23 protein-coding genes, 1 tRNA gene and 1 riboswitch are annotated in these 24,719 nt (G+C 51.6%); of the genes, 14 read left to right on the plus strand and 10 right to left on the minus strand.

Annotated features, from left to right (window positions below; genetic code table 11):
• Positions 1-87 precede the first annotated feature (87 nt).
• Positions 88-2,418 (plus strand): xanthine dehydrogenase family protein molybdopterin-binding subunit, encoded by a 2,331-nt coding sequence (locus GQE98_RS01690; protein ID WP_161313818.1) that lies wholly within the window; start codon positions 88-90, stop codon positions 2,416-2,418.
• A 13-nt stretch (positions 2,419-2,431) separates the two neighbouring features.
• Entirely contained in the window at positions 2,432-2,881 is a 450-nt protein-coding gene (locus tag GQE98_RS01695) for a YaiI/YqxD family protein (RefSeq protein ID WP_202526027.1), read from the plus strand.
• Positions 2,882-2,939: 58 nt separating this feature from the next.
• Here the strand turns inward: GQE98_RS01695 and GQE98_RS01700 are convergent.
• Positions 2,940-3,016 (minus strand) — tRNA-Arg (locus GQE98_RS01700).
• A 276-nt stretch (positions 3,017-3,292) separates the two neighbouring features.
• On the opposite strand from GQE98_RS01700, the gene GQE98_RS01705 reads away from it, so the two are divergent.
• Complete coding sequence (locus GQE98_RS01705) at positions 3,293-4,450, plus strand: hypothetical protein (RefSeq protein WP_161313820.1); 1,158 nt, start codon at positions 3,293-3,295, stop codon at positions 4,448-4,450.
• Positions 4,451-4,535: 85 nt separating this feature from the next.
• On the opposite strand, the gene GQE98_RS01710 is transcribed toward GQE98_RS01705, so the two are convergent.
• A complete protein-coding gene (locus tag GQE98_RS01710) occupies positions 4,536-5,165 on the minus strand; it encodes a HupE/UreJ family protein (protein ID WP_161313821.1) in 630 nt (209 codons plus the stop codon).
• A 37-nt stretch (positions 5,166-5,202) separates the two neighbouring features.
• A riboswitch (cobalamin riboswitch) is annotated at positions 5,203-5,407 on the minus strand.
• 216 nt (positions 5,408-5,623) lie between these two features.
• On the opposite strand from GQE98_RS01710, the gene GQE98_RS01715 reads away from it, so the two are divergent.
• A complete protein-coding gene (locus GQE98_RS01715) occupies positions 5,624-6,370 on the plus strand; it encodes a glutathione peroxidase (protein ID WP_161313822.1) in 747 nt (248 codons plus the stop codon).
• A gap of 109 nt (positions 6,371-6,479) precedes the next feature.
• On the opposite strand, the gene GQE98_RS01720 is transcribed toward GQE98_RS01715, so the two are convergent.
• Both GQE98_RS01720 and GQE98_RS01725 read right to left on the minus strand, forming a co-directional pair.
• Complete coding sequence (locus GQE98_RS01720; protein WP_161313823.1) at positions 6,480-7,958, minus strand: ABC transporter substrate-binding protein; 1,479 nt, start codon at positions 7,956-7,958, stop codon at positions 6,480-6,482.
• 32 nt (positions 7,959-7,990) lie between these two features.
• Positions 7,991-8,977: a P1 family peptidase gene (locus GQE98_RS01725; protein WP_161313824.1), complete on the minus strand. Its 987-nt coding sequence runs from the start codon at positions 8,975-8,977 to the stop codon at positions 7,991-7,993.
• Positions 8,978-9,077: 100 nt separating this feature from the next.
• Here GQE98_RS01725 and ggt point away from each other — a divergent pair, with 100 nt between their 5' ends.
• Positions 9,078-10,793, plus strand: coding sequence for a gamma-glutamyltransferase (ggt, locus tag GQE98_RS01730; RefSeq protein ID WP_161313825.1), 1,716 nt, complete (start codon positions 9,078-9,080; stop codon positions 10,791-10,793).
• A 6-nt stretch (positions 10,794-10,799) separates the two neighbouring features.
• On the opposite strand, the gene GQE98_RS01735 is transcribed toward ggt, so the two are convergent.
• Together GQE98_RS01735 and GQE98_RS01740 are read right to left on the minus strand one after the other, a co-directional pair.
• The gene (locus tag GQE98_RS01735) at positions 10,800-11,573 is read right to left on the minus strand and encodes a methyltransferase domain-containing protein (RefSeq protein WP_161313826.1); all 774 of its coding nucleotides are present in this window, start codon (positions 11,571-11,573) and stop codon (positions 10,800-10,802) included.
• Positions 11,574-12,117: 544 nt separating this feature from the next.
• Positions 12,118-13,452 carry an ATP-binding protein gene (locus tag GQE98_RS01740; RefSeq protein WP_161313827.1) on the minus strand — a complete coding sequence of 445 codons (1,335 nt, stop codon included), beginning with the start codon at positions 13,450-13,452 and terminating at the stop codon, positions 12,118-12,120.
• Between the two features lie 190 nt (positions 13,453-13,642).
• Here GQE98_RS01740 and GQE98_RS01745 point away from each other — a divergent pair, with 190 nt between their 5' ends.
• Positions 13,643-13,948 (plus strand): hypothetical protein, encoded by a 306-nt coding sequence (locus GQE98_RS01745; protein WP_161313828.1) that lies wholly within the window; start codon positions 13,643-13,645, stop codon positions 13,946-13,948.
• Positions 13,949-13,970: 22 nt separating this feature from the next.
• Here the strand turns inward: GQE98_RS01745 and GQE98_RS01750 are convergent, their stop codons facing one another.
• Positions 13,971-15,401 (minus strand): dihydrolipoyl dehydrogenase family protein, encoded by a 1,431-nt coding sequence (locus GQE98_RS01750; RefSeq protein WP_161313829.1) that lies wholly within the window; start codon positions 15,399-15,401, stop codon positions 13,971-13,973.
• A gap of 16 nt (positions 15,402-15,417) precedes the next feature.
• Positions 15,418-16,257 carry a TVP38/TMEM64 family protein gene (locus GQE98_RS01755; RefSeq protein ID WP_202526028.1) on the minus strand — a complete coding sequence of 280 codons (840 nt, stop codon included), beginning with the start codon at positions 16,255-16,257 and terminating at the stop codon, positions 15,418-15,420.
• 264 nt (positions 16,258-16,521) lie between these two features.
• Between GQE98_RS01755 and rpmH the strand changes: the two genes are divergently transcribed.
• Genes rpmH through argB form a run of 6 tightly spaced genes read left to right on the plus strand, consistent with a single transcriptional unit; the run spans position 16,522 to position 20,681 of the window.
• Positions 16,522-16,656 (plus strand): 50S ribosomal protein L34, encoded by a 135-nt coding sequence (gene rpmH, locus GQE98_RS01760; RefSeq protein WP_161313830.1) that lies wholly within the window; start codon positions 16,522-16,524, stop codon positions 16,654-16,656.
• A 4-nt stretch (positions 16,657-16,660) separates the two neighbouring features.
• A complete protein-coding gene (rnpA, locus tag GQE98_RS01765; protein WP_161313831.1) occupies positions 16,661-17,035 on the plus strand; it encodes a ribonuclease P protein component in 375 nt (124 codons plus the stop codon).
• Positions 17,032-17,316 (plus strand): membrane protein insertion efficiency factor YidD, encoded by a 285-nt coding sequence (gene yidD, locus GQE98_RS01770; RefSeq protein ID WP_161313832.1) that lies wholly within the window; start codon positions 17,032-17,034, stop codon positions 17,314-17,316. Before rnpA ends, yidD begins: the two co-directional genes overlap by 4 nt.
• Positions 17,317-17,336: 20 nt before the next feature.
• A complete protein-coding gene (gene yidC / locus GQE98_RS01775) occupies positions 17,337-19,088 on the plus strand; it encodes a membrane protein insertase YidC (protein WP_161313833.1) in 1,752 nt (583 codons plus the stop codon).
• Positions 19,089-19,101: 13 nt separating this feature from the next.
• Positions 19,102-19,767 carry a ribosome biogenesis GTP-binding protein YihA/YsxC gene (gene yihA, locus GQE98_RS01780; RefSeq protein WP_161313834.1) on the plus strand — a complete coding sequence of 222 codons (666 nt, stop codon included), beginning with the start codon at positions 19,102-19,104 and terminating at the stop codon, positions 19,765-19,767.
• A gap of 2 nt (positions 19,768-19,769) precedes the next feature.
• A complete protein-coding gene (gene argB / locus GQE98_RS01785; RefSeq protein WP_161313835.1) occupies positions 19,770-20,681 on the plus strand; it encodes an acetylglutamate kinase in 912 nt (303 codons plus the stop codon).
• Between the two features lie 10 nt (positions 20,682-20,691).
• On the opposite strand, the gene GQE98_RS01790 is transcribed toward argB, so the two are convergent.
• Entirely contained in the window at positions 20,692-21,936 is a 1,245-nt protein-coding gene (locus GQE98_RS01790; RefSeq protein ID WP_161313836.1) for a DUF2336 domain-containing protein, read from the minus strand.
• A gap of 169 nt (positions 21,937-22,105) precedes the next feature.
• On the opposite strand from GQE98_RS01790, the gene GQE98_RS01795 reads away from it, so the two are divergent.
• Both GQE98_RS01795 and dapD read left to right on the plus strand, forming a co-directional pair.
• Positions 22,106-22,801, plus strand: coding sequence for a pyrimidine 5'-nucleotidase (locus GQE98_RS01795; RefSeq protein ID WP_161313837.1), 696 nt, complete (start codon positions 22,106-22,108; stop codon positions 22,799-22,801).
• An 86-nt stretch (positions 22,802-22,887) separates the two neighbouring features.
• On the plus strand, positions 22,888-23,733 hold the full coding sequence (gene dapD, locus GQE98_RS01800) for a 2,3,4,5-tetrahydropyridine-2,6-dicarboxylate N-succinyltransferase (protein ID WP_161313838.1): 846 nt from the start codon (positions 22,888-22,890) through the stop codon (positions 23,731-23,733).
• 46 nt (positions 23,734-23,779) lie between these two features.
• On the opposite strand, the gene GQE98_RS01805 is transcribed toward dapD, so the two are convergent.
• Positions 23,780-24,658: a DMT family transporter gene (locus tag GQE98_RS01805; protein WP_161313839.1), complete on the minus strand. Its 879-nt coding sequence runs from the start codon at positions 24,656-24,658 to the stop codon at positions 23,780-23,782.
• Positions 24,659-24,719 lie beyond the last annotated feature (61 nt).

The following is a 24,719-nucleotide window of genomic DNA, read 5'->3' on the forward strand; positions in this document are numbered from 1 at the left end:
GGGTTGAAGTCGGCTGTTACCCGTCTGATAGTATAAAGTCAGATAACCACGGTGGGCGCACCACATTAACAAAGGTGGACAACAAAAATGGTGAAATTCGGTGTAAATCAGTCTGTTGAACGTAAAGAGGATTTTCGTCTTATTACAGGAACCGGCGAATATACCGATGATATCTCATTGGATGGTCAGCTTTATGGATACATGCTGCGATCCCCGATTGCCCACGGAAAAATTCTCTCCATTGATATTGACGACGCGCGGCAGGCGCCGGGCGTTGTTGATATTATCCTTGGAAAGGAACTGGAGGCGGACAAGGCGAACCAGCTTCCCTGCATGATCCCCCTCAAAAACCGTGACGGTAGCGACCGCGCAGATCCCGGACATCCGGTTCTTGCGACGGATAAGGTCCGCTATGTTGGCGATAATATCGCTTTTGTTATCGCAGATACACTTGATCAGGCAAAAGATGCAGCGGAACTGATCTTTATCGATTTCGAAGAAGAAGACGTTGTTGTCGATACGAAAACCGCGAATATGGGAAACCAGCCCCTCGTCCATAAAGATGTCGCGAACAATGTTGCCTTCGATTGGGAACAGGGAGACGAGAAAAATATCCAGGATGTTTTCTCTAATGCGAGCCATGTGACCGAGGTTGAGCTAATCAATAACCGGGTTGTCGTAAACTCGATGGAACCGCGCGGCCTGATTGCCGACTGGGACGGTGACGCAGCGAAAATGACGGTGCGCATGGGTACGCAAGGCGGTTGGGTGCTACGCTCTTTGCTTGCCAATGCGATTTTGCACGTACCCGAAGAGGATATCAGGGTGATTACACCTGACGTAGGTGGCGCGTTCGGCATGAAGCTTTTCTTCTATTCTGAATGCGCAGTTACGGTCTGGGCATCCCGCAAGCTAGGCAGGCCCATCAAATGGATAGGGGAACGCAGCGACGCCTTCCTCTCTGATACGCAGGGGCGCGATCATGTAACGCGCGCGAAACTAGCCTTCGATGCCGATAACATGATTACAGGCATGAAGGTGGAGACCAACGCCAACCTCGGCGCCTACTTGTCCACATTTGGCCCGTTGATCCCGACCATGGCAGCGGTAAAGGTCCTGCCGGGTGTCTATGACATCCCCAATTTTTACTACCGCAGCATCGGCGTCTTCACCAATACAGTGCCGGTGGATGCCTACCGTGGTGCCGGACGACCAGAGGCTATCTTTGTTATCGAACGGCTGATGGATAGGGCCGCACGGGAACTCGGCCTCGGGCAGGATGAAATCCGGCGGAAGAACTTTATTCCCGTGTCGGCCATTCCCTATACGACCTCAACCGGCTGCGTTTACGACAGTGGTGAGTTTGAACGAATTATGGACCGGGCGCTTGAAACCTCGGACTGGGCGAGTTTCCCCGATCGCCGTATAGCCTCAGCCAGCAACGGGAAACGCCGGGGCATTGGTATGTGCTACTATGTTGAGGCCACTGCGGGTAACCCGACGGAAACCGCGACCATCCGTTTTGAAGACGATGATCGCGTCACTGTTGCTGTCGGCACTCAATCCTCTGGACAGGGTCATTCGACCGCCTATGCCCAAATTGTCGCCGAACGTCTGGGCGTCCCTTTTGAAAATATCGAGATTGTCCAAGGGGACACGGACAAGATCAAGTCGGGTGGCGGCACCGGCGGGTCACGCTCCCTGACAACACAGGGGCCAGCCATTCATGCCGCGAGTGACGAGGTGATCAATAAAGGCAAGGAGCTAGCAGGCCACTTCCTGGAAGCCGCGCCGGTTGATATTGAGTTCTCCGCTGATGACGGCGAATTCGCCATTGCCGGAACTGACCGTAAAATTGGCATTCTGGAGCTTGCCCATCGCGCCCGAGGGCTGGGGCAACTCCCGGAAAATCTCGCCGAAGGCCTCGATTCTGAGGCAAGCTTTACGGTCGAGGCTTTTACCTATCCCAATGGCTGTCATATTGCGGAAGTCGAGATCGATGAGCTGACCGGCGCGACAGAGGTTGTCCGCTACGTCATTGTTGATGACTTCGGCACGATCATCAATCCTGCGCTCGTGCGCAATCAGGTGATCGGTGGTGTCGGACAGGGGATCGGGCAGGCGCTCACCGAGAACACGGTCTACAGTGATGATGGGCAGCTCCTGACTGGCTCTTACATGGATTATGGCATGCCACGCGCAGATAATATCCCTCTCGATCTGCGCTATGAGACGATCGAGGTGCCTTGCACCATGAATCCAATGGGCGTTAAAGGCTGCGGGGAGGCTGGATGCATTGGCGCACCGCCTGCCGTTATAAATGCAGTCATTGACGGACTTGCCGATCTTGGTGTGCACCATATTGATATGCCCGCAACGCCTCAGCGGGTGTGGGACGTCATCCAACAGGCAAGTTAGGCAGTCCGGCAACTTGACCAGAATCTTTATTGATGCGGACGCCTGCCCGGTAAAGGACGAAATTTATCGCGTCGCCGGGCGGCATCGATTGATAACCTATGTTGTCAGCAACAGCTGGATGCGCATTCCACAAAGCCCGCTGATCGAGCAAGTGGTGGTCGACGACGGCTTCGATGCCGCTGATAACTGGATTGCGGAGAATGCGACCTCGGGGGATGTGGTGATCACCTCGGATATTCCCCTCGCCGACAGGGCCCTTAAAAAATCCGCCGTTGTTCTTGGTCCGACGGGTAAACCCTTCACCGAACAGTCCATCGGCATGTCCCTTGCCATGCGCGACCTCAACGCGCATCTTCGGGAAACCGGAGATATCTCTGGTGGTAACGCGCCATTTAGCAAGAAAGACCGCAGTCAGTTTTTAAATGTTCTGGAGAATACGTTGCAAAAACTACGCAAGCGATAGAGACACAGTCTCCTTGGATTAATAAGACAATCCAGTTTTGCAGATGTATTGAGAGAAATGGCGCACCGGGGAAGATTCGAACTCCCGACCCCTAGATTCGTAGTCTAGTGCTCTATCCAGCTGAGCTACCGGTGCTTGATCGCCAGCCTTTCTTCGACCGACTAAAGGGGGCGAATTAATGTAGCGCCCACCTGAGGATCGGGAAATTAATCAAAAGGGGAAGGCAATGCAAGCGATTAAACCAGATTTTCTTAAAAAGTTGTGTCAAAATCGGTTCTTGTCGCCACGCTTTTCATTAGATACTATCTGCCCCTGATTTTCGGTTACGATAACCGCTCGGCATGGAAAGGTGATATCGCCCTCCCGCTACCGGGTTTTTGCGCGCACAAAAACAAAGAGTGTTTTACAACCATGGTATTCAACCTTACCCGCCCCGTTGCAGTCAGCGCCGTATTACTCGTCGCGAGTTGCTCTTTTGTAGATGAAAAACTGCTGCCGCCCCTGACCGGGGACCCGGCCCCCGTAAAATCAGGACAGGAAGCCATGGCAATTGCCCAGAAGGCGGCGATGACTGCCGACCCTACGGCAACGCAGGCCGCGATGGCTACAGCCACAGCGGCCACGCCTGCACCTCAGGCAGCACCAAGCCGGTTTCAACTGCCTGAGGTTACGACAGCGCCCAGCACGGGCACAGTTGTCGGGCAACGGGTTGAAGCCTTGCGAGAAAACCTCCGTGCCCTGCAAGCACGCGTAAACCAGAGCAGCGCCCAGTACGAGGCGATTGAGGCATCAACCACAGCGACGTCTCAGCGATATCACGGCACTATGGCCGCGATTAATACGCGCCTTCAGATCGGCACGACCAAAGGGAACCCGATCTTGATCAATCAGTGGAATGAAGCCCAGAGTGATCTTGAGAAAATTGCGGCGGATGTTTCCGAGATGAACAGCCTGGCGAATACGGCCGCAGGAGATGCCGGCGAAGTTGGCTTCCTGCTCGAATCGGTGCAATCCGCCTTTGAACTCAGCGGCGCGATTGAAGAGGATCACCGGCAATTGACGGTACTGGAAGATGAAACCAGCCGGACTTCAGTGCTTGCGAACCGTCTTTTGAACCAGCTCACCAATGATATCAACCGCCAGACCGCTTATGTCGGGACAGAACGGATGAACCTCACCAACACCTCGATTGCGATCAAGAATGGCGGGTTTTTAGGAACAAGTGCCGGCACCCGAAATTACCTTGATACAGCATCAGCGAATACGGCTTCGAATGAACGGCAGGCACTGGTTATCATCCGTTTCAACCGGGATGACGTAGCATACGAGCAGGCACTTTACGATGCGGTTAGCCGCACCATGCAGGAACGCCCTCAAGCGACCTTTGATGTTGTCTCAATAGCCCCGATTAACGGCAACCTGGCCAGTAACCAGACTAAATCCATACAGAATGCGGAACGTGTCTTGCGGTCACTGACCGACATGGGCCTGCCCGCGTCACGGGTTAATCTATCCAGCACGACGAATAGTGCCATCACCACAAATGAAGTGCATGTGTTTGTTCGCTAACGATTGAGCTGACGATATAAAAAAAGCGACGGTAGTTCCCGTCGCTTTTTTTGTTAGTAAAACCGTGAATGCGGCCAGCTATTCTTTAGCTGAAGATCATACCCTCAACATTCTCTACGAAGAAGGCAATCCCGACACCGGCCGCAACCGCCCCAGCGATCCGCGGTTTTGTAGCCGCTGCCTCGGTCGCATGCCAAAGTTTCTCAGCAACAAATCCGGCGCCGAGCGCAATTGAATACTGAATGGCCGCAAAGCCGATGAGGTAAGCGGCCAAGGCTGTATTTTCGGCCCCAACAATCGCCTCACCGTAGGCGCCACCGTGAAACAGGCCGGCAATGGCAAAAATTGCCACATATAAACTCGATGGTATTTTCCGGCCTGACATGACCAAAGCGCCCAAAAGAATGACAGAACCGGTGATCACCAACTCTGCAAAAGGTAGACTCGCGCCGTTCGCAATCAACAGACAGCCCGCGACGGTCCCGAGAATAAAGGCAAGCGGCGCCATATATTTTCTTGTCAGAAATACCGCCGCCAATCCCACCAGAATGACGAAGGCCAGATGATCAATCCCAATAATCGGGTGCCCGATGCCGGACAACAGCCCTTCCATGAAGGTATTGGGCGTCGCGCCTCCCATCGGATGATGGGCATAGGCCAAACCTGGAACCGCCACACCTGCCAGCACGGTCGCCGCCGTTAGTTTATATCGCATGTCATTCTCCTGTTTTCGTCTCACCCGACGACTTGACTTCATTTTATTCTCAGCGGCAGGTCTCCTGGCTCGCGCGAAAACCGCATTTTCTACCTTCCCAGATCACTCCAGTGGTATCATCGAAAACACTTCGGCGCTCACAGTTGCGGGGGCAGCTATAGATTTAGGCAATGAAATGCCCGCACTATATTCCCTCTTGATCTACCGTCAAATCCGATAGAACCGCCTTGCGCAAACTTTATCAACTGCGATCCAGAATGACCAGCGGCAATTATTCTCATTTGTACTCTTGTCTGTATCACCGGGCCACCTTACCTCCAGTAAAGAAGCAGCAACACACAATGATATGTGCACCGAAATACCTACTTTAAAATAATTCCAATTATTACTTGCAATATGTTTGACCATCAATATATAACGCTTGTCATCAGATTTTGCATAGAAATGGAGTTTAGAAGATGAAAAATATGGAAGGCCAGAAAGTACCGAATGTCACCTTTAAAACGCGCGACGGCGATGCCTGGTGCGACGTGACAACGGACGAGCTTTTCAAGGGCCAGAAGGTTGTTTTGTTTGCTCTTCCGGGAGCATTTACACCGACCTGCTCCTCGTCGCATCTCCCTCGATATAATGAACTTGCGCCGACCTTCAAAGAGTCCGGCGTCGACCGCGTAATCTGCCTTTCGGTCAACGACACCTTCGTCATGAACGAATGGAAAAAAGACCAGAAGGCCGATAACATTACGTTCATCCCTGACGGGACAGGCGCCTTCACCGACGGCATGAACATGCTTGTAAACAAGGAGGACCTTGGTTTTGGCAAGCGTAGCTGGCGCTATTCCATGCTGGTGAATGATGGCGTTGTTGAGAAAATGTTCATCGAGCCGGAAGTTGAAGGCGACCCGTTCGAGGTTTCCGATGCAGACACGATGCTGAAATACCTCAACCCGAGCGCGGAAAAGCCGAAAGCGATTACGGTATTCTCAAAACCCGGCTGCGGCCATTGCGCCAGAGCTAAATCAGCACTGGAAAATGCTGGCCTTGGGTATGAGGAAATCGTTCTTGGTACCGATGCTACGATGCGCTCCCTGAGGGCTGTATCAGGCGCTTTGACAACACCCCAGATTTTTATAGATGGGGAGAAAATCGGTGGTGCGGACGAGCTGGAAGTTTATCTGAATTCGGCAAAATCCGCCGCAGCGTAAACGTCTCATTTGCGATTAAGAAGGGCGTTAAAATTCCCTTATATAAAAAAACCCGCTGGTGTGAGCCAGCGGGTTTTGCATTTTTAGTAAAGGCTATAAGCCGCTACTCTTAATCGCTCCAGGATATGCGGGAGGCATCCGTGACGAAGAAAGGCATGTCCTTCCAAACGCCATTCAGCCCCTTACGCACCACAATAACGCGCGGCAACTGGAACAAATATCCGTTCACGGCTTCCTCAGCCAGCATCTTCTGCGCTGTCTGCAACAGTTCGGTCCGCTCTGCCGCTGAGGCAGCAGATTCAGCTGCAGCGACTACTTCGTTAAACTTCGGATTGTCATAGTTGAAATAGTAATTTTCACGAGCGTAAATGCCGATATCCATTGGTTCAACATGCGAGACGATGGACAGATCATAGTTTTTCTTCTTGTAAACCTCGTCCAGCCATTTCGGCCAGTCGACATTCTCGATCTTTATTTTGAAGCCCGCTTTTTCAAGCTGTGATGCGACGATCTGGCCGCCCTTACGGGCATAATCATCTACTGGCGGTAACTTCAGAGAAAGCTCCAGCCCATCCGGATATCCGGCTTCTGCCAGAAGTTTCTTGGACAGTTCCGGATCAAACGGATAGGTTCCGGTCAGGTCGACATAGTCAGGATGATGCGGCGCAAAATGCGAACCGATCGGTGTTCCGTACCCAAACATTGCACCATCAATGATTTCCTGACGATTGATTGCATGGGCAATCGCCTGCCGGACCTTCAGCTTGGAAAGTGCTTCATTCCCGTTATTGGTACTGAGAATGGTCTCACCATTTGTATTCCCAACCAAAATATTGAAATCATCCTTAAGAGAATCGCTCCCAACCAGTTCGTTTGGAATGTCAGCAACGTCCACATCTCCGGCCAGCAACGCAGCAAGACGAGCAGTGCCGTCACCAATGAAACGGATCGTCACATTTTTGATCGCCACCGCATCCGTATCGCGATAGGTATCCGCCGCAACCAGTTTAAGACTGTCACCTTTCGTCCAGCTTTCGAACTTATAAGGGCCTGTACCAACCGGTTTGGTTGCGTTTGTCGCATCCGAAGCCGGATCTACAATCACGGCTGTAGATTCGCTTAATTGCTCAAGCAAGGCCGGGCGACGCTCTTTCAGCTTGATAACAACCGTATTGGCGTCCGGTGTTTCAACGCTTTCCATATTCGTGAAGCGGTCTTTACGCTTATTCTGACTGTCTTCGGCGGCATTGGCATCAAAAGTGTATTTGACGTCAGAGCTATCGAAATCCGCGCCATCATGGAATTTCGCACCTTCGACAAGCTTAAAAGTGTATGTCAGGCCATCATCACTGATTGTCCAGCTTTCGGCGAGGCTTGGATGAACCATGCCCTTTTCATCCACGCGCGTCAGCCCTTCATAGATATTATATAGTGTGGTCAGCGAAATCGCCGCGGCCGCACCGGTGCGCGGGTCAAGCCCGGGTGGTTCCAGCCTCTGAGCGAAGGTAACGCTGTCTTTCGCTGCCATGGCCGAAAACGGAGCCAACATGGCGCCGGCAAGGGCGGCAGCAATAATGAGTCTCTTCATTGACTTCTCTCCCTAAAATAAACGTAACGATACTAAGACATAAACCCAGGTAGACCACCTAAACTTTTGGCGTTGTAAACACCTCGAGCGATGGAACGGGCGACACAATCCGCGGCCATTGCCCCGATCCTTGCCACACCAAGCGGTCTTGGCCCGGCTAACTCTTCCTTCTCGGTCGATAATACAAAAATACTATCGCCGTCAAAGGGGGTATGTACAGGCCTAATTGAACGTGCCAATCCGTCGTGAGCCATGATCGCGACACGCTTCGCTTCTGATTTCGTGAGAGTAATATTGGTTGCGATGACACCAATAGTAGTATTTTCCGCAAGCCGCGATTCCACGGGCATATCCAGCGGCATGTCCTTCTTAAACTCAGGGGCCCCAAAGCCCCCAAATTCTTCACCCTGTTCAAATGGCCAGGCCCAAAAGTGCCGCGTTCCTGGCATGATCACACTACCGACCGGATTGACAGCAAAAACCGCTCCTACCTGAATGCCGTCATCACTTACAAGAGAGGCACTCCCCAGCCCGCCTTTCATCTTGCCGGCGGCAGCGCCATATCCTGCGCCAACATTACCAAGCGGAAAATCCTCCCCTGCATTTTCCGTGGCATCAATGCCAAGCTGGCGATAGGGCGGCATATCTCCCCAATTCTTGTTTCCGGAGTTCGCCAGATCGAACAATATGGCAGCCGGCACGATCGGTACATGAATACCCTTCGCCTCGAACCCGCGCCCCTGTTTGGCGAGCGCCATAACCGCGCCCGACGCAGCCTCTAATCCGTAGACGGACCCCCCACTTAAAACGATGGCATCCACCCGCTCCACCATGCAGTCTGGATTAAGTGCTTCAGTTTCACGCGTACCCGGTCCACCGCCGCGAACGTCCACACCACCAACCGCCGCATTATCGGGGACAACCACTGTCACCCCGGACATTGCTCCCGGATCTTCAGCATTGCCGATTTTTATACCTTCAACATCTGTGATAAGATTTCTGGTGCCAGGTTTGTTCATAATAATTATCTTTTGCTTTTGTTTACGTAACGTTAGCGTTAGCTATTCCAACGGTCAACTTATCTTCGCTACTGCAACAAATTCGCAAGGAGCTCCCTAAATGCACGCTCTCTCCCTGTTCCGGTATTCTCCATGGCATCTATTGCTGTCTCTCTGTTTATTCTGCCTACTGCTCACATCCCCGCTTCGGGCGGAGAGTAATCAGAAATTCATGATCACGGCGGCTAATCCGTTGGCGGCTGCGGCGGGACAGGACATGCTTGCCCGTGGTGGAAGTGCTGTCGATGCGGCGATTGCAACGCAGATGGTGCTTACACTGGTAGAACCGCAATCTTCAGGTATAGGCGGCGGCGCCTTTATGCTCTTTTTTGACAGGGAAACCAAAAGGCTGGAGACATATGACGGACGGGAAACCGCTCCGGCGGCTGTTCAGGAAACCCATTTCCTTAAAGCAGATGGTACCAAGAAAAAATTTTATGATGCTGTCGTTGGTGGTGGATCTGTCGGCGTCCCTGGCGTTGTTGCCATGATGGCAAAGGCCCATCAGGATCATGGAATACTGCAATGGAAGGATCTTTTTGAACCGGCAATCAAACTGGCCGAGGAGGGATTCCTGATTTCACCCCGACTTCATTACCTGGTCGACAGAGATAAGTATCTGAATACCAAGGCAGCAGCGGCAGCATATTTTTATAACATGGACGGCACAGCAAAACCTGCAGGTGAGCGTTTAAAAAATCCTTCCCTTGCGGCAACGTTAAAACAGATTGCCAATGGTGGGCCGGATGTTTTCTATCGCGGTGACATTGCCAAGTCGATTGTCGATGCCGTTCGCAGTGATAACGGTAATCCGGGCCTGCTCACACTCAATGATCTAGCTAATTATGAAGCCGTAAAAAGAGAGCCGGTTTGCGCACTGTATCGCAGCCATCAAATTTGTGGAATGGGGCCGCCGACATCTGGCGGGATCACCTTGTTGCAAGCCTTGCGTATCCTTGAAAACTGGAACATGCCTACAATCACACCGGGTAGTAGTGCGGCGATTGACCTGATCGCACAGGCCAGCGCACTTGCTTTTGCTGACCGCGGAAAATATCTTGCAGATGGCGATTTCGTTGATGTTCCGATCGAGAGCTTATTGGGAGAGAGTTACACTGCTAACCGGGCCAAGTTAGTCAAACCCGGCGAATCACCTCTGCCGTTTAAGGCGGGAGTTCCACTGGAAAAACAAGGCTCTCTTGGTCTGGATAATGCCATTGAACTGCCCTCCACCAGCCATTTCAGTATTCTGGACAGTTTTGGAAATGCTGTCTCCATGACCACATCGGTCGAAAATGTATTTGGTTCACGATTGATGACTGGCGGTTTCATTCTCAATAACCAGCTTACCGATTTTTCCTTCTCCCCCACCACCGAAGACGGGCCCATTGCCAACCGCATCGAACCGAATAAGCGCCCCCGCAGTTCGATGTCGCCGACCATGGTGTTTGACAAGGACGGAAACTTGCACATGGTCATCGGGTCACCCGGTGGTAGCCGGATAATCGGTTATGTCCTGAAAACAATTATTGCTTCCCTCGACTGGAATATGGATATGCAGTCGGCCATCGATATGCCCCACTTCATAAACCGGAACGGGACACTTGACCTGGAAGCGGAAACTTCCCTTGTGGCTCTTAAACCTGCGATGGAGGCCATGGGATATGAGGTAAAAGTCCGCAGTCTCAATAGTGGGCTTCATGGCATCCAGATCACAGACGACGGCCTTGAAGGAGGGGCAGACCCGCGCCGTGAGGGCGTAGTTCTTACAGATTAGAGATAGCTAGTTTTCAGGTAGTTGAACCACGATAAAAAGCCTGGAAAAGGGGTACAGGGTCGAATCATCCTGCCTGACAGGATAGGATTCCAACAATCTCTCGGCATACTGGCCTTCAAATACTTCTGCTTCTGCCGTATCAAGTGCTTCGAGGAACGGGCGGAGTGCTGTCCCCCGCGTCCATTCAAGGACTGCATCCCGGCCTTTCAGAACCTGGTAATAGGTCGTCTCCCAAATATTGATTTTCTCGACCAGAGGCGAGAGAAATTCAAAATACCAGTTGATATTGTGGACAGGTGCGGGGCGCACCAATGGCCCCAACTTGTCGACCCATTCCGGGGATTCGGCAAGATCATAAAGATTTTGATGGGACGGGGCGGAGAAATTGTTGGGCATCTGTACGGCGAGCACCCCGCCAGGCCGCAATTGCTCCAACAATTTAGGGAACACCGTTTCATGGTTATCAAGCCAGTGAAGCGCCGCGTTACTGAAAATCAGATTACCCTTGCTGGTCGGCGAAAAATTAGCAATATCCGCCTGTTTCCACTCAAGAGACGGATGGTTACTCCGAGCCGTCGCAAGCATCTCTGCGGAACTGTCGATACCGGTGACAATCGCTTCATTCCAGTGTTGCGAGAGGAGTGCCGTCACATTTCCTGTACCGCAACCCAGATCATAGATCACATACGGCGAAATCAACGGAACCTGTGATAGCAGATCCAGTGCTGGACGCAGCCGATGATCGGAAAAGAGATTATATTGATCCGGGTTCCATGCCATTGCCTGCTCTTCCTCCTAATGGATAATACGGAACAGGTTAGCAATATTAAACAATAAGTACACCGCCGTTTCAGCGAATAAGAACAATACAGTCGGCGGGACCCTATCTATTTGGGAGCACGAAAGGCATGCCTACTCTTCGACAGTAATAGCCTCAATTCCTGTGGATGCGAGTGCTGGAACTTTACGCACCCTCTCCGACTTCTCTGTCTGGTAAGGATTTTGCTCTGAATAACAATTTACCGCTCCGAGCGACTTATAACAATAAAGTGCAGGCTGAATGTAAATCTCGGATTCGGTCGGGCAGAAATCATCTCCCGAAGAAAGGTTAGCAAAAGAGCATGACTCACCAAAGATGCCGGCAACATTCTTATCGGCCGATTTGAAGACGTCGCTGGAGCAGCCACTTGTCATCGCGGCTATTCCAATTATAAACCAAATATGTTTGTGCTGCATTATCGCCCTGCAGAATATCCCAGATATCGACCAAATTGTACTTAAACATCACTAATCGACAACATATGGCAGGAGCGTTTAAATAGCGTTAATCCGGTATTTCGATACAGAAAATTGTGCCAGAACTCCCCGTGCGTTCAAGCGTGATCTCGCCGCCATGCGCGACGACAAGTTCGCGTGCGATGGATAGGCCTAGCCCCGTGCCACCAGCCCGCGCGGACCCCGAAAAAGGCTCGAAAAGATGTTGTTTTGCTTTTGCAGGTAATCCCGGCCCCGTATCGCCGACACGGATAAGGATGCGGGAGCCTGCACGAAGTGCTTGAATATCTACCGTCCCTTCCCCTTCCATCGCCTGTACAGCGTTGCGGCATAGATTAAGCAGTATCCGGTAAAACTGGTCACGGTCGGCATTCAACATCAGGCCCGAGGGTATTTTATTCCGCCATGTAATACCATTATTCTCCCGCAACCCAACCGACGTTTTCACCTCGTTCACCAATGGCTCCAGAAGGAATCGCTCTTTCCTGGGTACCTGCTCGTCAGCACGGCCGTATTTCAAGGTTTGCGTACAAAGATCAATAGCCCGATCAATACTGGTCATCAGGCGTGGAACCACTTTTTGGACTTTGGGGTCTTTCACTTCAGAAAGACTGTCGCTGACAATCTGCGAGGTGGAGAGAATGTTCCGAAGGTCGTGGCTGATCTTTGTGACTGCTGTTCCAAGCGCGACAAGATGCTGCTTTTGCTTCAGGGCCGACCGCAGGCGCGTTTGCATGATCTCCAACTCGCGCTCGGCCACGCCAATTTCATCCCGTCGTTTTGAGGGAATAAGGGCTGTGCTGACATTCTCCGGAGCGCGGCGAAAGGCGATCATGCTCTCACTCAATCGCCGCATCGGCCGCACCATCAGCCAATGGAGCGACAGATAGACCAGTATTGCTGTCAGCGTCGAAATGATAAGCGACAACCAGAATATATTCCAGGCATAATCATACATCGCTTCAATTAACGGCGCTTCGTCAATGACGACTTCAAGGGAAGAGTTTGGTTCATTCTCAAGCGGGCTGATTATCCGGATGATCCGCCCCGGACCTACCACAAGGCTCATAAAAGCATGTTCGATCAGAGGCAATGGGCTCTGGTTTGCGAGATAGAATTCCGCGTCAATGGCCGGCGGCATATTCTCACTCAAAATCAACAGCCGAGAATTTGCGCCATGCAGAACAACGCTGCGGGCGCCAACACGAAACAGTAATTCCTCACGAAGTTCTTCCGACACCATATTGTCGGGAGACGCCAGAAGCGAGAGCGTCGCAAGATGAGCAAGCTCCACCTTATTCGCAAGGTAGTTCAATCGGAAAAATGCAATAGAAGGTACGAAAATCAGGACTTCAGCTAACATGACGAAAACAAGCGTCAACACAAGTAGTCTCGCCGAAAGACTGCGAAAAGGCGCCGCTATGTTTCGTAAATATGCCATTCTGTAGAATAGATCAAAAAAACGGGCCAGTATCAACTTAATGATACCGGCCTTTTTGGCTGATTGGTAATTAAAGATGCTAAAACTTTTACGACCCGCGAATTAGTTCTTTTTAGCTGCGCAGGGGTTCGCCTTGCAAGGATTACAAGGGTTGCAAGCCTTTTTTGCCGCACAAGGATTGCATGGGTTACACGCCTTTTTCGCGGCGCATGGATTGCACGCTTTCTTTGCCGCACAGGCGTTGCAAGCCTTTTTGGGCGCACAAGCTGCCACGGCACCTGGCACGACAGCAACTGCCGCCATGGAGGCGATCGCGGCGGCCGTTAATACTTCCTTGAACATAAGTCTCTCCTGTAAATTTCCGATATTTTTTTTAAGCACTGACTGCTTGGGGCAACAATGCCCTGTTTGCGACCGGAATCCGAATCAACTGCGATAACGAACGCGTTATCAAATATTACCTACCCAAAGAGGGAGAGAAACTTCACAATCGCTCGGGTACGGGTGCTGAACAGGCTGGGTGTGTAGTAACTGCCGGCTACCCGCTTACTGATTTCTCCATATGTCGGATAGGGCGCAATAAAGCTCGCCATTGCACCGATCTTAAGCTTTTCAGCAATCGCGATGCCCCAGGGGTGAATCAGCTCGCCAGCATGAGGGCCGACAACACCTGCGCCAAGTATACGGCCATTATTTGTGGTGATTACTTTGATCATGCCGTCAGTCTGCCGTTCCGTGCGAGCGCGGTCGATATCCGCAAAAGGAAAAGTCAGCACTTTTATCTTGTCGCCATGCTGTTCCCGAGCAGTCGCCTCGGTCAATCCGACATTCGCAAGCTCCGGATCGGTAAAGGTAACCCAGGGAACAGCGCTGTAATCAACTTTCGCCGGCAACCGAAAGAGTGCATTACGGATAAAAATCCCGGCGTGGTATCCGGCAATATGCGTGAATTGGTAGCTACCCGCGACATCACCAATGGCATAGATCTTCTTGTTTGTGCTGCGAAGCCTGGCATCTACATTCACACCTTTTGGTGAGTATTCCACGCCCGCAGCCTCAAGGTTGAGCCCTTCCACATTTGCCTTTCGCCCGGCTGCAACCAACAGGTGAGACCCTGTGAGTGTTTCCGCTGAGACACCCTCACCGAGTGAGATATGATAGGTGCCGTCTATACCCTTCTTAACTTCGGAGATTTTCACCCCCTCCCGAATCTCAACCCCCTCTTTGTGAAGAGTCTTAAGTACAATCGCACTTAACTCCGGATCGTCCCGGCCAAAGGCCTTGAATGCCTCCAGCACAGTAACTTTCGATCCGAGACGAACGTGCGCTTGCGCCATCTCAAGGCCGATTGGTCCGCCCCCGATAATGATTATATGATCCGGCCGCGTGCGATTCCCAAAAATGGTTTCGTTGGTCAGATAGCCAGCTTCTTCCAACCCCGGAATGGGGGGTGCGGTTGCACTTGATCCCGTCGCGATGACAAATCGTCGTGCCTTCACACGTGTGTCACCAACCTCAAGTTCCTTTTCCGAGATAAAACGGCCATAGCCCTGTATGACCTCAACGCCCAGCCCCTCGAAACGTTCAACCGAATCATGGGGCGCAATGGAGCCAATAACCTCCTGCACATGATCCATGACTTTCTGAAAATCAACGACCGGCGCCGGGCCGGTCACGCCAAAATCACTGGCATCCTTCAGGCTTGCCGCTTTTTTTGCCGCCGCAATCAAGGCCTTTGACGGGACACATCCATAATTCAGACAGTCACCGCCCATCTTGCCGCCTTCAACGAGAACAGTTTTCGCTCCCATCTGGCTCGCGCCCGCCGCAACAGAAAGGCCGCCGGAGCCGCCACCTATTACACAAATATCGGTATTGATCTGTGTTGTCATAAGGATTGCTCCTGCTCTATTTTGAACTTTTACGGAATTTCTTAAGAACGATCGGCAGAAGAGCAATCACACCAAGCGCACAGAAAGAAAATAAAATCTCTGTTGTCACCAAGGAGGTAATCTGGAAATCCAGCACACAGTCGGTCTGCCCACTGTCCAGGCAAGATTGATAACTGGCTTGCTGTTCCCGGATAATACTGTCGAGACCACCGCCAAGATAGGCAAAAACAAAGGTGCCTGGGATGATGCCGATAAAGGTCCCGACAATATAGGTGCTGAGTTTCACACCCAGAAATGCCGGAGCAATATTAACGAGCCAGAACGGGAATACAGGAACCAAACGCAGGAACAAGAGGTAGCTCAGCGCATTTTCGGCAAAACCATCTTCCAGCTTTTTTAACGTCGTCCCGGCCTTTTTGCGGAGAGGTTCCCCAAGAGAAGTGGCAGCAATAAGAAATAGTAGGGTCGCGCCAACCGTTGCCGCGAAGACGGTCATGAAACCCGCCGCAAACCAGCCAAATAGAAATCCGCCGGTCACCGTCATCAGCAAGCCTCCCGGTAGGGAAAATGCGACAACGGCGATATAGAGTCCCATATAAAGAAGCGCTGCCAGAAGGAAGTTCGCCGAAACGAAATCTATCAATTGGTCGCGATTATCGCTGAGCGCCTGGAAGGTTAGATAATCATCAAGCCCGAGCAGGAAGAATGCTGCGATAGCGATCGCAATGACCAGCAATGGCAGCATTTTCTTAAACGAGAAGCCGTTCCCGGCATTGCTCTTCTGATCAGTGGCCTTACCCATTGCCGATTCGCCCCCGGCCCGCATTGCGGACATCTGTTTGTCCAAACCTAACATAAACCCCTCCGTGGGGACAAAATATAGAGTACACCGGCAATCCCTTAAAAACAGCAAACGGTCCGGCCTTAAACTTATCGAAACTTATGGTTCCTAGATAGATTCGAAAGCCCCTTTCACCCAAAAGTGAGCCGAATTGAACCGTCGCGACAAGCAAACGCGCAAAAATTATCTCCTGCATTGACTTAACGGGGGAGAAACCTTATACAGCGGGGCTTGTTTTCCCTTCGCGCACAATGCGCGGATGATCGACGGAGAAGTCTCTTGAAACGTACATATCAACCGAGCAAACTTGTTCGCGCTCGTCGCCACGGATTCCGCGCCCGCCGGGCAACGGTCGGCGGTCGCCGAGTCCTTGCAAACCGCCGTTCCAAAGGCCGCAAAAGCCTTTCAGCCTAATCCAATGCCGATAGGCGTCGAACGGCTAAAAAAACGCGCGGAATTCCTCCGTGTTGCGTCTGTTCGCCGCAAATGGGCCGCACCGGGGATGGTGCTTCAGGCTGCCCGCGACACAAGTCCGGGCAGGGCTAATGCTGTGCGCGTGGGCTTTACCGTGACCAAAAAAGTTGGTAACGCGGTCGTCCGCAACCGCATTAAACGCCGCCTTCGCGCTGTTGCACAGGAAATTATTCCCGATCATGCGGAAGCTGGTTGGGATTTTGTCCTGATTGGCCGCGCCAAAACGAAAGACCGGAAGTTTGATGAGCTGAAGTCAGATCTCCATGCCGCACTCGGAAAGGTTGGCGCTGCGGCGTCACCTCGAAGGACCGCGACATGATCAAAAAGCTTTTCATTGCCGTGCTTATCCTCCCAATTCGGATTTATCGCTATTTTATTTCGCCTCTGCTACCTGCAAGTTGCCGCTACTACCCGAGTTGCTCTTCCTATGCGATGGAGGCTTTGTCGATACATGGTCCCGCAAAAGGAAGCTGGCTGACTATGCGGCGTCTTGCACGGTGTCACCCATTCGGCGGTGAAGGCTATGATCCCGTACCAACTAAACATGAGAATTGTCATAATGGCGCAACCGACCTCTCGGGTCGCGCCCGCATAGAATAAAACGTAAGGGCTGTAAAAAAATGTCGGATCAGAAAAACCTGGTCATTGCGATCGTTCTTTGTTTCCTGATTATTTTCGGGTTCCAATATTTCGTTGAAGCCCCGCAGATGGAGCAAGCGCAACAACAGCAAGCAGAAAACTCCACAACGGAAGGGGACACCCCGTCACAAATTCCGTCTCTTTCTGTGGATGGCGCCAGTGCGCCGAGCATACCAGGCTCCGCTGCACAGACCACGCTGAGCAGATCGCAAAGCCTGCAAAAAACGGATCGGGTCAAAATCAACACGCCAGCGCTGCATGGCTCCGTCTCCCTTACTGGCGCGCGCCTTGATGACCTCACACTGATTGACTATCGCGAGACTGTTGACCCGGCCAGCCCGGAAATCAAGCTTTTGTCTCCGGCTGGCAGCCCCCATCCCTACTATGCGGAATTTGGCTGGAGCCCGGCACCCGGTGCTAATATCAAACTTCCCGGTGCGCAAACGGTATGGGCAACGAACGATACGGAACTTACACCTGAAAAGCCGCTCAAACTGACCTGGGATAACGGCGAAGGTCTTATCTTTCACCGGACGATCACCGTCGATGAGAACTACATGTTCGCGATTGATCAGGTTATCGAGAACAACACCGGGACGGATGTCACACTCTACCCCTATGGCCTGATCTCGCGTCACGGCACCCCGGAGACAACGAATTTCTACATTCTCCATGAGGGCCCCATCGGGGTTCTCAATGAAACGCTTGAAGAAATTGACTATAGTGACCTTGAAGAAGGAAAAAGTGAGACCTTTTCCTCTGTAGGTGGCTGGCTGGGCGTAACCGACAAGTTCTGGTTGACAGCATTGATTCCCAATCAGGACACTAACATCAAAGCCCGCTTCTCTTATGCCCCTCAGGGTGCACGCTACCAGACGGATTTCCTGAACCAGGAAGGGATCAACGTTCCAAACGGTGAAACGGTTGGAATTACCAATCATTTATTTGCCGGCGCGAAAGTTGTTTCAGTTCTGGATACTTATGAGCAAGAATACGGTATCGACCGCTTTGACCTTGCAATCGACTGGGGCTGGTTCTACTTCCTCACGAAGCCGATTTATTTCGCGCTTGAGTTCCTGAATAGCTGGATTGGAAATCTTGGCCTCGCAATTATGGCGCTGACGGTTCTTATCAAGATCATCCTGCTGCCACTCGCCCATAAATCCTATGTGTCGATGAGCAAAATGAAACGGTTGCAGCCAGAAATGGTGAAGCTTCGTGAAAAATTTGGCGAAGACAAGCAAAAGCTCAATCAGGAAATGATGGCGCTGTACAAACGGGAAAAAGCAAATCCGGCGGCCGGCTGCCTGCCGATTCTACTGCAAATCCCGATTTTCTTCGCGCTCTATAAAGTGCTGTTTGTGACTCTGCTGATGCGACACCAGCCTTTCTACGGCTACATCAAGGATCTGGCGGCACCAGACCCAACAACGATCTTCAACCTCTTTGGTCTGATTCCCTGGGATCCGCCGCAGTTCCTGATGATTGGATTCCTTCCGCTTCTAATGGGTCTGAGCATGTATTTGCAGCAGAAGCTCAACCCGCAACCCGCCGATCCAGTGCAGGCGAAGATCTTCCTGTTTATGCCGATCTTCTTCACTTATTTACTGGCAAGCTTCCCGGCAGGGCTGGTGATTTACTGGACATGGAACAACATCCTCAGCATGGCGCAGCAGTGGTTGATCATGAAGCGCATGGGCGTGTCTGTCTCCGGCACCAGTGAAAAAACCTGACGAGTGATTTGATATGACTAAAGCGACGGGTCCGACCGGTGAGGATGAAGCAAAGCGAATAGAGGCCGGTCGACTTCTCTTCGCGCAGGAATGCCAGTTCGTTGCCGGCGCGGCAACACTTGAGATGATCCCTGACCTTGACCTTACTGAGGTTGCCTTTGCAGGACGGTCAAACGTTGGCAAATCAAGCCTGATCAACGCCCTCACGAACCGGAATACGCTTGCCCGCACGTCCAACACGCCAGGACGCACACAGCAAATCAATTTCTTCGATCTGGGCGGCAGACTCTATCTGGTCGATTTGCCGGGTCATGGTTATGCCAAGGCATCGAAAGAGAAAATCGATATCTGGACCGAGCTAGTTAACAGCTATCTCAAAGGGCGGAGCACTTTGCGCCGTGTCCTGCTGCTGGTCGATGCCCGCCATGGGTTAAAGGTCACCGACCGCGAGGTTATGGAAATGCTAGACGTCGCCGCCGTCAGCTACCAGATCATTCTAACAAAGGTTGACAAAAGCAACCAAAGTGACGTGAAATCGCTTACAAAAAAAATTGAGGCGGAACTGGCCAAACGGCCCGCGGCCCACCCAGAGATATTGTTCACCAGTTCCGTAAAAGGAACCGGGATTGAAGCTCTCCGGGCTGAACTTACGTCTTTGACAGAAGAGGTTGGACAATAGAAATGAGTGATAAGCCCCTGTCAGTCGAGGAACAGCTTGCCAAGGCGCGGACCCTGTCCGAAGCGCTACCTTATATGCATCGTTTCAGCGGCCAGACCTTCGTCATAAAGTATGGCGGACACGCCATGGGCGATGAGCAGTTGTCCCATTTTTTTGCGCGGGATGTCGCCCTGATGAAACAGGTCGGCATTAACCCGGTTATTGTCCATGGGGGCGGCCCGCAAATTGGCAGTATGCTGGAACGGTTGAAAATAAACAGTTCCTTCATAGACGGGCTAAGGGTCACCGATAAGGAAACGGTGGAAATCGCCGAAATGGTTTTATCCGGATCGTTGAACAAGAAAATTGTCACGTCGATCAATTCGGCTGGCGGCCTCGCGGTCGGCCTTTCGGGGAAAGATGGCAATCTGATCGAGGCGCAGAAGCTGAACCGGACCAAACGCGACCCTGATAGCAATATCGAGCGCATCCTCGATCTCGGGTTTGTGGGAGAACCGCGCCGTATCAATCCAGAAATTCTTGAGAGTTTCGAGGAAAATAATCTTATTCCAGTGATTGCTCCCATTGGGATCGGATCAAACGGCCAGACCTTTAATATCAACGCTGATACGGCCGCCGGTCACATCGCAGCCGCGATCGGTGCAACGAAGCTCATCATGATGACTGATGTTGAGGGGGTTCTGGACAAAAACAAGAAGCTTATCAATCGGCTCACCCCGGACGAAGTCCGCAAATTGCAGAAAGATGGTACGATTGTGGGCGGAATGATCCCGAAACTTGAGACATGTCTTTTTGCGCTTGAAGAGGGAGTTGAGTCCGCGACTATTCTTGATGGTCGTATTCCCCATGTCCTGCTGCTTGAAACCTTCACCGAGCATGGCGTCGGCACGATGATTACCGAAGCGACAGCGTGACGCAGGCTTTTTAGCTATCGTAAAACGATAATTGCCAATCCATTTCCTTGTCTGTAAATGGATACTCGATCCCGTTGCGGGCATTTACAATATCGCGGCGAGGTACATGCGCAATGACAGTCTGGATTTTGAAGGCAAGCCGCATGGAGAGCCCCGCCTTCCAGCAGAGGGAAATAACAACCTTTCCATTGCGAGACGCCAGCATGGCGCCAACCTTCTTTGAACTGTATTTACTGAGCAGGGAAAGTGCTGTCACTACAAAATCCTGATTCTTGAGATCGACAGCGTCAGCGACAGCCTCTTCATCAAGTTGGTTTTCTGCGAACATCTTTTCCGCGCGGGACTGGCCATTCTCCTCTGTCACCGGCGAGAATTCCCGGGTTTTTTCGATGCGGCCCCGAACGATATTCTTCAGTTCCTTCTCAGTTGCTGGCGGAAGGTTATTTCGATTTACCAACTTCTCAACCAGGGATGAAGCAACAAAGCCGGAGATACGGCGCATCGCCCGGAGTGAGAGGTTTAGACGCATGACCAGCGGCTCGTGAAGCGGCTCAACACCTTCCGCCTGATCCATGATCTGGTCGAGCGTTTCCTCGCGTATTTTGGCGGATGGATTAACTAGTAGCGTGGATATTGCCGGCACTTCAAGCTGGGCAACCACGGCATCAGAAACCTCTTCGCTAAGACCGGGTCTGCGTGCAATTGCGGGAAGTGCGCCTGCCGCAATCCCACTCGCTATGATCTCCAGAAGATCATTATCGGAAAGCAACGGTGAGTATTCTAGAATGGGGCTCGCGACGATTTCCTCTACATCCTTCGCAAGATTCATCACGATATTCTTTGGCGCGTTAACAGATTCCTTCAACGTTTCCGAAATTATTGCGCGAACCGCCTTTACCTGATCCTTCGCCAGTATTTCCAGGACCTCAATCGTTTTTTCAAGGAGTATAGCTGTCTGTTCACCTGAAAGGTCTGGCAACAGACGGCATATTTTACGAGCCAGATCCATCCGCACTTCCTCATCCTCGTCTTGCGCAAGAATAAGGTTAGCCTTGGCTGGCGTGCAGGGGTTAAGGGCAAGGTTTTTTCGAACAATACCGGACGAATCATCTGTTAGATAATAGAGAATTTCCGGTTCAGCATCCTCATGCGCCGCCAAATCCGCGCGAACAGAAACATCCGTGCTCAATGCCCGGGCCTTGTTATCCTCATAGGTCGAGGAAACAGGATTTCTCTTACTTGCCTTACCGCTCACGCCGCTGATACCCGCCGAATTACATGGATCACCTTAGTAGGCGGTTACAGTAAGGCACTAAGCTTAATAGCCCCTTAAAATGTTGAATTTTTTGACCACCGCTCCCTATATTGCATGTCCGCTCAATTAGGGCTTGTCGCGACAGCGACGACGCGGCAAAATCATACACATGACGAAAATTCCCTACTGGAAAAACTTCCAACATATTGACTGCTGGATATTCGACCTAGACAACACCTTGTATCCGTCAAAGTCGAATTTATTCGCAAAAATAGACAAGAGAATGGGAGAATTTATCTCCGATTTTCTCAATGTCGACCTTGTCGAGGCAAAAAATATCCAGAAAAAATATTTTCACGAACATGGTACGACCCTGAGCGGGCTGATGCAGAATTACAATATCAATCCAGCTGATTTTCTGGATTATGTTCATGATATTGATGTCTCGGACCTGGCGGCCGTACCGGGGCTTAGTTCCTCTCTGGAGCAATTGCCAGGTCGTAAAATCATTTTCACGAACGGATCAGTTTATCACGCGACGAATGTGTCAACACAGCTCGGGATTCTTCATCATTTTGAACATATTTTCGATATCGTTGCGGGCGATTTCAAACCGAAACCCCATAAGCCGGTATATGAAAAAATGGTACGAGAATTTAGCATTAGACCTGAAAAGGCCGTTCTTTTTGAAGATATGGCCGTCAATCTTGCGCCTGCGCATGAAATGGGGATGACCACCGTCTGGATCCCGGACGAGGCTCATTGGTCAAGCGCAGATGGAGAGGGAGAACATATTCATTACCAGACTGACGATCTCGCACGCTGGCTGACTGAACTGCTGGCGGATCGCGGTCCTATTACATAAAAACACGCCCATGCAGATTGACATCTGCCGGTGGCGGGGTATGTTCTCGCGAACGTAGATTTACCAGAATTCAGGGATAAACCACTATGAAATTAGCCGAATTGCAGCCGGTTGTTGATGCCGCTTGGGAGAACCGGGATAATATTTCCACCGCCACGACCGGCAAAATTCGTGACGCCGTGGAGGCAACACTGGAGGCTCTCGATAATGGAGAACTACGTGTGGCCGAAAAAGGGAAAGATGGCTGGGTTGTCAATCAATGGGCAAAAAAAGCTGTTCTGCTCTCCTTCCGTCTCAACGACATGGAAATGATTGCAGGCGGACCCGGCAACAATTCAAGCTGGTGGGACAAGGTGCCCAGCAAGTTTGAAGGCTGGGGAGAGAACCGCTTTCGCGACGCCGGGTTCCGGGCGGTTCCCAATTGTGTTGTTCGCAAGAGCGCCTATATCGCACCCGGCGCTATCCTGATGCCAAGCTTTGTTAATCTTGGCGCCTACGTGGACAGTGGCACGATGGTGGATACCTGGGTCACGGTTGGTTCCTGCGCCCAGATTGGTAAGAATGTGCATCTGTCCGGCGGCGTAGGCATTGGTGGTGTGCTGGAACCATTACAGGCAGATCCGGTCATTATCGAGGATAATTGCTTTATCGGTGCCCGTTCCGAGATCGTTGAAGGCGTTATTGTCGAGGAAGGTTCAGTTCTGTCCATGGGCGTCTTCATCAGCGCCTCCACTAAGATCATCAATCGCGATACCGGCGAAGTACATATCGGCCGCGTTCCAGCCTATTCCGTAGTCGTACCCGGCAGCCTGCCCGGCAAACCGCTTCCGGATGGAACGCCTGGGCCGAGCCTTTATTGTGCGGTCATCGTGAAGACGGTGGATGCACAGACGCGATCCAAAACCTCGATCAATGATCTGTTGAGAGACTAGACATCATGACATCGGCGGGGACACCTAACCCCGCCGATAGCTTACCTTACCGGCGCAGATTTTCACGGTAGATCATGTAAAGTCCGCTTCCCGCGATCACGACAACGCCGACCCAGACGTTAAGTGCCGGAAAATCAGCAAAAATGAAATTGCCCAGCAAAACGGCCCACAGAAGGCCCGTATATTCAAAGGGTGTAATCACGCCGACTTCGCCAAGCGCAAAAGATCTGACCAGACAGATATTCCCGCCCAGCGATAAAATCGCCATCATTACGACAAGACCAACATCCGGGAGAGGCATAGGCTGCCAGAAAAAGACTGAGATCAGCCCTGCAATCGCCGTTAGGCCGACATTACTGTAGAAAATAATCGTAAAAGTCGTCTCTGTCTGGCTCAGCACGCGCCCGGTTAACATGACCCCGCAGTAGCACAGGCTTGCGCCTAGCACCATAAATGCTTCCATCTTGAGCAAGCCGGACGTCGGCTGCATAACGATTAAAACACCCGCAAAACCAATAAGAATAGCGCTCCAGCGATGAATCCCCACCTTTTCCTTGAACAAAGGAACGGAGAGAGCCGTCATCACAAACGGAGAGACAAAGAAGATAACTGTGGCGTCGGCGAGAGGCAGATCTTTCAAGGATTGAAAAAATAACAGCGGTGCAAAAACACCGAAGATAATCCTGAGGCCGTGTCCGCGAATATTCCGGGTCTTGATCAAACGCGGACCGCCGCGGGCAAAAAGCCAGACGCACAAAAATGGCATCAGGACGACCCCACGTATTGCGAGCATCTGAATGACCGAGTAATTAGCCTCCACCAGTAGTTTCGCAACCGCGTCCATGGTGCTCATAAAAAAAATGCCGGTGACCATAAAGATGATCCCCCGGATATTTTCCGAACTGGCGTTAAAGTTGAACGGCATATTTCTTCTTTCTGAATTAGCGAAGCAGTCTTATCTCGGGTACGGGAAAACTGCAATGACA

Source organism: Sneathiella litorea (assembly GCF_009882915.1).
GTDB classification, from domain to species: Bacteria; Pseudomonadota; Alphaproteobacteria; order Sneathiellales; family Sneathiellaceae; genus Sneathiella; species Sneathiella litorea.

Excerpts from the sequence above, each read along its gene's own strand:
- yihA (WP_161313834.1), top strand. The coding sequence starts at position 19,102 with ATGACTAAAGCGACGGGTCCGACCGGTGAGGATGAAGCAAAGCGAATA.
- dapD (WP_161313838.1), top strand. The coding sequence starts at position 22,888 with ATGAAATTAGCCGAATTGCAGCCGGTTGTTGATGCCGCTTGGGAGAAC.
- GQE98_RS01735 (WP_161313826.1), bottom strand. The coding sequence starts at position 11,573 with ATGGCATGGAACCCGGATCAATATAATCTCTTTTCCGATCATCGGCTG.
- GQE98_RS01805 (WP_161313839.1), bottom strand. The coding sequence starts at position 24,658 with ATGCCGTTCAACTTTAACGCCAGTTCGGAAAATATCCGGGGGATCATC.
- GQE98_RS01690 (WP_161313818.1), top strand. The coding sequence starts at position 88 with ATGGTGAAATTCGGTGTAAATCAGTCTGTTGAACGTAAAGAGGATTTT.
- GQE98_RS01755 (WP_202526028.1), bottom strand. The coding sequence starts at position 16,257 with ATGTTAGGTTTGGACAAACAGATGTCCGCAATGCGGGCCGGGGGCGAA.
- rnpA (WP_161313831.1), top strand. The coding sequence starts at position 16,661 with ATGCCGATAGGCGTCGAACGGCTAAAAAAACGCGCGGAATTCCTCCGT.
- yidD (WP_161313832.1), top strand. The coding sequence starts at position 17,032 with ATGATCAAAAAGCTTTTCATTGCCGTGCTTATCCTCCCAATTCGGATT.
- GQE98_RS01710 (WP_161313821.1), bottom strand. The coding sequence starts at position 5,165 with ATGCGATATAAACTAACGGCGGCGACCGTGCTGGCAGGTGTGGCGGTT.
- ggt (WP_161313825.1), top strand. The coding sequence starts at position 9,078 with ATGCACGCTCTCTCCCTGTTCCGGTATTCTCCATGGCATCTATTGCTG.
- GQE98_RS01750 (WP_161313829.1), bottom strand. The coding sequence starts at position 15,401 with ATGACAACACAGATCAATACCGATATTTGTGTAATAGGTGGCGGCTCC.
- GQE98_RS01715 (WP_161313822.1), top strand. The coding sequence starts at position 5,624 with ATGAAAAATATGGAAGGCCAGAAAGTACCGAATGTCACCTTTAAAACG.
- argB (WP_161313835.1), top strand. The coding sequence starts at position 19,770 with ATGAGTGATAAGCCCCTGTCAGTCGAGGAACAGCTTGCCAAGGCGCGG.
- GQE98_RS01705 (WP_161313820.1), top strand. The coding sequence starts at position 3,293 with ATGGTATTCAACCTTACCCGCCCCGTTGCAGTCAGCGCCGTATTACTC.
- GQE98_RS01720 (WP_161313823.1), bottom strand. The coding sequence starts at position 7,958 with ATGAAGAGACTCATTATTGCTGCCGCCCTTGCCGGCGCCATGTTGGCT.
- GQE98_RS01725 (WP_161313824.1), bottom strand. The coding sequence starts at position 8,977 with ATGAACAAACCTGGCACCAGAAATCTTATCACAGATGTTGAAGGTATA.
- yidC (WP_161313833.1), top strand. The coding sequence starts at position 17,337 with ATGTCGGATCAGAAAAACCTGGTCATTGCGATCGTTCTTTGTTTCCTG.
- GQE98_RS01795 (WP_161313837.1), top strand. The coding sequence starts at position 22,106 with ATGACGAAAATTCCCTACTGGAAAAACTTCCAACATATTGACTGCTGG.